This is a genomic window from Geitlerinema sp. CS-897, assembly GCF_028368005.1.
Taxonomy (GTDB): domain Bacteria; phylum Cyanobacteriota; class Cyanobacteriia; order Cyanobacteriales; family Geitlerinemataceae; genus Baaleninema; species Baaleninema simplex.
Genome location: NZ_JAQNCQ010000027.1, coordinates 1 through 8,333, shown reverse-complemented (window position 1 = coordinate 8,333; position 8,333 = coordinate 1). Strand labels below are relative to the sequence as shown.

General features: G+C 49.5%; 6 protein-coding genes. 3 read left to right on the top strand and 3 right to left on the bottom strand.

The window, feature by feature from the left end; genetic code table 11:
- Window positions 1-912 precede the first annotated feature (912 nt).
- The gene (locus tag POG22_RS01235; RefSeq protein WP_498903155.1) at window positions 913-1,629 is read left to right on the top strand and encodes a Crp/Fnr family transcriptional regulator; all 717 of its coding nucleotides are present in this window, start codon (window positions 913-915) and stop codon (window positions 1,627-1,629) included.
- A gap of 424 nt (window positions 1,630-2,053) precedes the next feature.
- On the opposite strand, the gene POG22_RS01230 is transcribed toward POG22_RS01235, so the two are convergent.
- Window positions 2,054-3,907, bottom strand: a complete 1,854-nt coding sequence (locus POG22_RS01230) for an adenylate/guanylate cyclase domain-containing protein (RefSeq protein ID WP_063719533.1) — start codon at window positions 3,905-3,907, stop codon at window positions 2,054-2,056.
- Window positions 3,908-4,018: 111 nt separating this feature from the next.
- Entirely contained in the window at window positions 4,019-4,909 is an 891-nt protein-coding gene (locus POG22_RS01225; protein ID WP_498903153.1) for an SDR family oxidoreductase, read from the bottom strand.
- A 475-nt stretch (window positions 4,910-5,384) separates the two neighbouring features.
- Between POG22_RS01225 and POG22_RS01220 the strand changes: the two genes are divergently transcribed.
- Window positions 5,385-6,104 carry a glutamine amidotransferase-related protein gene (locus POG22_RS01220; RefSeq protein ID WP_063719531.1) on the top strand — a complete coding sequence of 240 codons (720 nt, stop codon included), beginning with the start codon at window positions 5,385-5,387 and terminating at the stop codon, window positions 6,102-6,104.
- A gap of 100 nt (window positions 6,105-6,204) precedes the next feature.
- On the opposite strand, the gene ruvA is transcribed toward POG22_RS01220, so the two are convergent.
- Window positions 6,205-6,831, bottom strand: coding sequence for a Holliday junction branch migration protein RuvA (gene ruvA / locus POG22_RS01215; protein ID WP_063719530.1), 627 nt, complete (start codon window positions 6,829-6,831; stop codon window positions 6,205-6,207).
- Between the two features lie 33 nt (window positions 6,832-6,864).
- Here ruvA and POG22_RS01210 point away from each other — a divergent pair, with 33 nt between their 5' ends.
- Window positions 6,865-8,238 (top strand): anthranilate synthase component I, encoded by a 1,374-nt coding sequence (locus POG22_RS01210; RefSeq protein WP_498903150.1) that lies wholly within the window; start codon window positions 6,865-6,867, stop codon window positions 8,236-8,238.
- Window positions 8,239-8,333 lie beyond the last annotated feature (95 nt).

Below are 8,333 nucleotides of genomic sequence, written 5' to 3'. Positions count from 1 at the left end.
TTGGGACTTTTTTTCAGAAAATGGTGCAAGGTTTTCCGATCGAGAAGCTCAAAAACCTTGGATTTTCGTCGGCGATTACCGATTCAATTGGGAAGCTAGAGTCCAAAACGACCATTGGGCAAGCTGTACGGCATCAGAATCCGCTCTGGAGACTTATTCAGCAAGCCCTACTCAGTAATCCCTACTTAATTCCATTCGATTTCCATCGGATTTTTTGGGTGCATTTTAAAAACGTAAATTTATAAGATCGGCGTCTCTGCACTGAATTGAACTGTTGTTGGGTTGAGCGACGCCGAAACACAAACCACCTCAAAGTCATATTTTTACAAAAATGAGATTCACCCAATTTTTCGATCGGGTTACAACAACTGATATAAAAGTATTGCAACCATTTATACGATTCTGAAAATTCATTTCTTTTTTGTTCGTTTTATTTATGTACGATATCGTACAGATAAAAAATATGAATCTAGGTACAATAAAGGAACAAAACAAGATTGAATTAAGTAAGCTCCCTAGAAACTTAATGTTATTCGATAAGTCGTGCCATCGTTTTGCATTTTCGATCGAGTCGTCGATCGGCGTCGTAAATCTTCTATTTTTTAGAAAATGGTACAATATACTAATATGGCATTTGATAATAGACTTTTAATCACCACACAAGTCTTAAGATTGTAACCCGATCGATTTCTTTTTTTAGCTAAAATAAGTTTTGAGTTGTTTCGACTGAAATCAGATAGAGGAAATTTTATCAAAACTTCAAATTGATTCATAAAATGCTACGTTTTGAGCGTGAGATTAGCAAGATCGGTGTAGGATTTTACTTGAACTATCAGAAAGCAAAATTCGATCTTTTCAAAACCAGGATGTATCGAGCAGCACATTAAGTAAGAAAGCAATCGAAACGAAGTTATGTGTGTGACCCTAAGCAACCAAATCTTAGCGGCATTACCTCCTGAAGGATATCGTCGTATTGCGCCTTATTTAGAGTATGTCAATTTGGCAGTTGGAGAAGTTCTTTACGAAGCCTACGAACCGATCCAAAAAGTTTATTTTCCCAGCAAATCGATGATTTCTTTAGTGTCGGTAATGTTAGACGGTTCAACCACAGAAATTGGTTTAGTTGGTTCGGAAGGGGTTTTAGGTTTACCGATATTTTTAGGAGGTAAATTTACATCCAATATTGCGATCGTTCAGATTGCTGGTGATGCGTGGAAACTGAATGCCGATCTTCTCAAACGCGAGTTCGATCGAGGTGGCGTGTTACAACAGACGTTACTTTTATATACCCAAGCTCTATTTACACAAGTCTCTCAAAATGCAGTGTGTAACCGCCGACACGTCATTGAAAAACGATTGGCGCGTTGGCTCCTATCCGTTCGAGATTGTATCAAACAAAACGAATTGCTACTCACTCAAGAATTTATTGCAACGATGCTCGGTACGCGACGTTCTGGTGTAACTGTAGCGGCGAGAAAGCTCCAACAAGCAGGTTTAATTCGCTACAGTCGGGGAAAAATTACCATCCTCGATCGACAGGGTTTGGAAGCGTCTGCTTGTGAATGTTATGGGGTGGTACAGCGAGAGTTCGAGCGTTTGCTCGGTTCGGGGAAGACTACACTCAGTTAAGTACGTAATCGTACAGACAGAGTTCGAGGATCGATCTATGGGTTTAGATATAACGATATAGAGGTGTAATTCGAGGTTTATCGATCGCCCACTGTGGTTCGCCATACGACTCAAAATAGCGGTCGATCGATTTACGACTTTCTTCCTGCAACCCTCGAGTTTATCGTTTCTGCGAGAGTGAAAGTCGTCTAAAATGCAGTGACTTCAATTGACAGTCGTGCGCTGGCGTTGATTTACAACACTTAACCAATTTTGCAACAAAATTACATCAAATCTATTGCGATCGTAGTGTAATACGGAATCCGTTTCCGATAAGCTAGGTTTCAAGGAGTCTTCACCACATCCCCTCTTAGCCCCCCGCTGCGTTGGGGGGTTGGGGGATAGAGGGACTTGTCGGGTTGGGTAAAACCAGTATTTTCCCGTTTCAACTTCTCCGTCTTTCTTTCAACAAATACGCGATCGTATCGCCGCGTCCTTTAACAAATAACTTCCCGCGTTTCTCGAACACATAACGATGGCGGAGTCGTTCGTAAGTGGCTCTCGTCACCTGAATACAACCGGGAATTCCTTGAGATTCCATGCGACTGGCTAAATTCACCGTATCGCCCCAAAGGTCGTAACTGAACTTGTTCAGTCCGATAACGCCAGCGACGACAGGTCCAGTATGAATTCCCACCCGTAGGATAATCGGTTCTCCGGTGTGGGCGCTAAATCGCGAGACTTCGTTAGTCATGGCTAAGGCTAATTCTGCCACGGCTTCGGCGTGGTCGTCTCGACGTTCGGGGAGTCCGCCGACGACCATATACGCATCGCCGATGGTTTTAATTTTTTCGAGTCCTCGTTCTTGCGTGAGGCGATCGAAAGCAGAGAAAATTTCGTTGAGCATTCGGACTAGCTCGGACGGCGGACTGTTGGCGCACAGTTGCGTAAAGCCGACGATATCGGCGAACAATACGGTAACGTCCTCGAACCGTTGCGCGATCGCCGCCCCCACTTGACGATATTCGTTGATGCGCTGTTTGAGGTCTTTGGCGATCGCTTTGGGGAAAATATTCAATAACAATCGTTCGGAGCGCTCTTGGGCGGTGCGTAAGGCTTCTTCGGCTTGTTTGCGTTCGGTGATATCGCGAACAAAAGCACAAATATACTGACGACTGTTAAATTCAATATAATTGAGACTCAAATCCACTGGAAAAATTTCGCCATCGCAACGCTGCATCCGCGTTTCAAAGGCGAAGGTTTTGGAGGTGCGAATACTCTCCCAAAAACTCGGCCAGTCTCGAGGGTCGAAATCCGGGGCGATCTGGTAAAACTGCATCGTCAGCAGTTGAGTTTGGGGGTATCCCAACCCGTCGCAAGCGGCTTCGTTGGCGTAGACGAAGGTTCCCGAGGGTGAAATCCACAAGGCGGCGTCTGCGGAGCGATCGATGGCAAACTGGGTTAACTGTAGGGCATCTCGGGCTAGTTTGCTGTCGGTGATGTCTTCCACCATCGCCAGGAGATACTGGACGCGATCGCTCTCGTCGTAAATCGCCGACAGGGTAAGCGTTCCCCAGAAGGTGGAACCGTTGCGGTGACGATAGCGCAGTTCCAGTTTTTTGGGGAGTGAATTGTCTCGCGTCAAGGCTTCGTTGACGGCGTCTTCCCATTCTCCCGAGGCGATGGACTCTCGAAACGACTTTTCCGAAAACGTGACGTCCGATTCCCCGAGCATCCTTTGTAAGGCGGGGTTGCTGCGAACGATGTTTCCGCGAACGTCCAACAGGGCGATTCCGATGGCGGCTTCGCGAAAAATGGCGTCGAGTTGGCGTTCTCGTTCGTGAAGGTGTTTTTGGAGGGATAGCTGTTCCCATAGCTGAAGTTGCAGTTCGCGATCGCTGTTTTTCAACCGGGCGGTACGCTGCTGTACCATGAGCTGAAGTTGTTCGTTGGCCGTTTGTAGGGCGCGTTCGGCGCGATGGCGTTGGGTAATCTCGACGCCGTAGAGGTTCGCCCTGTCGGAGGAACTCGGAACCACGGTAAACTCAAAGCAGCGATGCTTGATGGGAACTTCAAAGGTTTGTGTCGTTTCTGTATCGATGGATGTCGCGATCGCCCTTCGCCACAAATGAGGAACGCGATCGCCGATGGCGTCCTCTCGTCCCTCAAACAAGGCTAAACTGGCCGGATTCGCATACTGTAGAATTCCGTCGCGGCTGACTTGTAAAACAGGATAGGGATTTTCACGAGCAGACGGAATGGAATTGGCGATCGGCTCTAAACGCTCGAATTTAGGCATCGTTCAGGTTTGGGGCGCAGCGCACGGGCGATCGATCCTCGCTGTTGGGAAATACTGCAAGCCAAAGCACCCTACTATGTGGCTTTCCGACGGTCGTTTTGTACCGTCTGTTTACACTTTACCTCGAATTTCTAAGAGGGCGGTTTTCAGTGAAGGCGGATTGTAGCCGAGGGCGTAGGCTTTGGAACTGTCTAAGGCGACGTCGCGAGGGCGAGGGGCAGCCATTTTAACGTCGGCTTGACGACAAGGCTCGATTCGGGCTTGTTCGAGTTGGAAAACCTCTTTTAACAGTAGTCCGAATTCGTAGCGAGAAATCCGCTCTCGCCCCCCTAAGTGTAGGATACCCATACCCGTTTCGAGAGCGATTAGCAATCCCTTCGCCGCCGTATCGCCGCTGACGGGGGTACGAAATTCATCGACGAAGAGTTTGAGTTCTCGTCCGTCTCGCATCGCACTCAGGAACGGTTGGATGAAGCTATTCGCCGTTGGAGGAACGCAACCGAACATTAACGGCATTCGGCAGATGGTCGCGATGGGGTAACGTTGTAAGATCTCCCGTTCGGCGATCGCTTTGTGTTCGCCGTACAGGTTTATCGGACAAACGGCGTCGGTTTCGGTATAGGGGGACTGTTCGCCATCGAATACCTGTTCGCTGGAGGTAAAGATGAAGGGAATCGAGCGATCGCAGCAGATTGTCGCTAGTGTTACTGACGCCCTCACGTTGACCGCGTAAGACAGATCTGGGTGCGTTTGGCAAAAGTTGGGACTCGATACGGCAGCGGTGTGAACGACAGCGTCGGGGCGCACGGTCTCGAACATTTCGCGTACCGATCGTTCGTCTGTGAGGTCGAGCTTTATCATATCTACCCCTTTTATGTCAAGGGCATGGATGTAATAGGTTCCGCTGATGCGTACGTCAGAAAGTTGCCAATTTTTTCGGGCGAGTTTGCAGAAATTCCATCCGAGAAAGCCACTCGCTCCCGTCACTAATACTGTTTTCACGGTTTAGATTCCTTCAACAGCTCCTGTTTTAAAATTCTTAGCATAAAATATAATTGAAGCGATCGTTCTGTTGAACGATATTCAATCGCTCGAATAATCTAAAGAAAGCCCAACAAAATTTATCGATCGCAAAAATATTTTTTGGTATATTTCAATTTCTGAAAATTGTCTAAATTATTGAAATTTAAAAGGGTCTTCGGAAATTGCGGTGTAATTTGTTATTTTGAATGCAAAATTGGGCGAGGGCGCATTGCCATGACGCCCCTACAGTAAGGATTTTACTTATTATAAAATAAGCTTATCACCTTAAACTCAGAATACCCCATTGAAAAAAGAATAAAACGATTTGGATTTTAGCGATCGCGATCGCAGCCATTTTTCAATCCTTAAATTCAGAAGATCCGCAAAATACTAAGCTAAAATAGATAAATTAGACCTAAAAAAACGAACCCTAACTTTCAGCGATCGCTTGCCCATGAAACCACTTCCAATTCTCGTCATCGTCCACCAACCCACCTCCGATTCCGGCCGCGTCGGTGAGTACTTGCAAGAAATGGGTTACGATCTCGACGTGCGAATTCCCGCTGTCGGTCAAGCACTTCCCCCAACCCTCGATCGCCACAGCGCCACCGTGGTTTTCGGCGGTCCCATGAGCGCCAACGACGATAACAAACTGCTCCACATTCGCCAAGAATTGCATTGGATTCCCGTCGCCTTGAACTCGAGAAAGCCGTTTTTAGGAATTTGTCTAGGGGCGCAACTGCTGGCGAGAGTTCTCGGCGTCAACGTCTCTCGCCACCCCGATAATTTAGTCGAAATAGGATACTATCCTATTGAGGCCACCCCAGAAGGGCGATCGCTCTTCGGGAATTTATCCTATGTCTATCAATGGCACAGCGAGGGGTTCGAGATTCCCCCCGGCGCAACACGACTCGCCACCGGAGAACGATTTCCCAACCAAGCTTTCTGCTACGAAAACGCCTACGCCTTTCAATTTCACCCGGAAATGACACGCAGCATCCTCGCGCGATGGCTGGTGTCAGGCGCTTCCCAACTCAGCCAACCCGGAGCGCAATCGGGACATCTCCACCGACGGGGATACCGACGTCACACCGTCGCCGTCAACCAGTGGCTCGATCGGTTTCTTCCCCAATGGTTGAATTCCGTGAGTTGCGGTGAGGCGATGAGGAAATGAGGAGACGAAGAGAAACTGTTACCTGTTTTCACTTTTCCCTCTTCCCTCTTCACTCTTCCCTTTTCCCTGAAGAAGCTCCCTTGCTTCCCTAATCCGAAAATCACGCCGACAATAGGGCGATCGCTCGCTTAATCCAAGCCTCGGCGTCGTGGCGATCGCGAAATGTCGCATCTTTCGCCAAAGCGTTGATGGCTTTCATCACCTCTTCGGGGCTGAATCCCAACGCCAACAACGTTATCTCTACGTCTTCTTGAATCTCCGCCGTCAACCCCGCTTCGGGAACCGTTTCCAACTGCACCCGCTGACGCCACTCCGAAAGTTTGCTGCGAAGTTCTAACGAAATCCGTTCGGCGGTTTTCTTCCCCACACCGGGGGTTTGCGAGAGAATGCGGTGGTTTCCCGTGACGATCGCCTGTACCAAATCCGACAGTTCCAAAGTATCGAGAAGCGCCAACGCCAGTTGCGAACCGACACCGCTAGCGCGAATCAGTTGGCGAAACAAATCTCGTTCGGCGACGCTTCCAAAGCCGTAGAAAACCGGACGATCTTCGCGTTGCTGCAAATCGCAAAACACTTGAAACGACTCCCCCAACGGCGGAAGGCGTCTCGCCAAGCGGGGTGTAATTTGCAGTTCGTAGCCGATTCCGTTGACTTCGACAGTCAGCATTGTTCGATTGGGTGTCGATACGTCAACGCTGGCGATCGAACCTTTAAGATAACTAATCATTCCACGTCGTAAATTGCCAATTTTAGCGTTTTGATGACCTTGCGAACTCCCTGGTTTTGGCGATCGCTCTCCCTCCACTCTCACACCGCCCGAGATGTCTTTCGCGCCCTGTTTCTCCGCGACGAAATTTCCACGCTCTTAGAAAGTCCGACTCGCTGCGAAAATCCCGAACTGGCGCGGTTTTCCATTTGTGCGGGAAACCCTCGGGTTTTCGGGGGGAAACGACAACTCTATACCCCCGCGATCGGGGAAATTTTACCCTTTTTGGGACGTTTGCGCGATCGCTACTCCACCCCAGAACCCAATCCCGACATTTCCCACCTTCCCTTTATCGGCGGATGGTTGGGATGGTTGGGATACGATCTCGCTTGGGAAATCGAACGTTTACCCTACCGTCGCCGCGATCGTCTTCCCTTTCCCGTCGCCTATTGGTACGAACCCGAACGCTTCGCCATCCTCGATCGCCTCCAAGATACCCTATGGTTCGCCGCCTCCTCGCCGCAACAACTCGACGAAATGCAGCAGCAATGGGAAACCCGAGACGAAGATGCGTGGGTTTTCCCGAAATCTCAGCCGACGAATTCCCCAATTACCTATCTCTCTTCCCAGAAAGATTACGAGACGATGGTGCGTCGCGCCAAAGACTACATTCACGCCGGAGACATCTTCCAAACCAACCTCTCGCTACGGTTCGAGACACAAACCGCTCAGCATCCTTGGCAACTCTATCAAACCTTGCACGAAATCAACCCCTCGCCTTTTGCCAGTTATTGGAATACGCCGTGGGGTGCGGTGGTGAGTTGTTCCCCGGAACGGTTGGTGCGTCTGCGCGACGGAATCGCCGAAACGCGCCCCATCGCCGGAACGCGCCCCCGTGGAGACACCCCGGAAACTGATAAAGCCTTAGAAGCGGAACTGCTCGACAACCGCAAGGAAAACGCCGAACACATTATGTTAGTGGACTTAGAACGCAACGATCTCGGGCGCGTTTGTCGTTGGGGTTCCGTGCGCGTCAACGAGTTACTGGCGATCGAGCGCTACAGTCACGTCATGCACCTCGTCAGTAACGTAATTGGGGAAATGGAGACATCTCGAGATGCGATCGATCTGATACGCGCCCTGTTTCCCGGCGGAACCATCACCGGATGTCCGAAAGTTCGCTGTATGGAGATTATCGAAGAACTCGAACCGGTTCGTCGCAGTTTGTTTTACGGTTCCTGCGGCTATCTCGACATCCGAGGATTCCTCGATCTCAACATTCTCATTCGTACCTTACTCGTATCTCGGGGGCGCGTCTGGGGACAAGTGGGGGCGGGAATCGTCGCCGACAGCGATCCCACCCGAGAATGGTTCGAGTCCCTCTCCAAAGCCAAAGCGCAATTAGCCGCGTTGAGAATTGACAATTGATAACGGGGAACGATTTCCCCCTCTCCCTTTCTCCCCCTCTCCCTTTCTCCCCCTCTCCCTTTCTCCCCCTCTCCCTTTCTCCCCCTCTCCCTTTC

What these genes read in the sequence shown, in the direction of transcription:
- POG22_RS01230 (WP_063719533.1), bottom strand. Translation starts at nt 3,907, where the DNA reads ATGCCTAAATTCGAGCGTTTAGAGCCGATCGCCAATTCCATTCCGTCT.
- POG22_RS01210 (WP_498903150.1), top strand. Translation starts at nt 6,865, where the DNA reads ATGACCTTGCGAACTCCCTGGTTTTGGCGATCGCTCTCCCTCCACTCT.
- POG22_RS01235 (WP_498903155.1), top strand. Translation starts at nt 913, where the DNA reads ATGTGTGTGACCCTAAGCAACCAAATCTTAGCGGCATTACCTCCTGAA.
- POG22_RS01220 (WP_063719531.1), top strand. Translation starts at nt 5,385, where the DNA reads ATGAAACCACTTCCAATTCTCGTCATCGTCCACCAACCCACCTCCGAT.
- ruvA (WP_063719530.1), bottom strand. Translation starts at nt 6,831, where the DNA reads ATGATTAGTTATCTTAAAGGTTCGATCGCCAGCGTTGACGTATCGACA.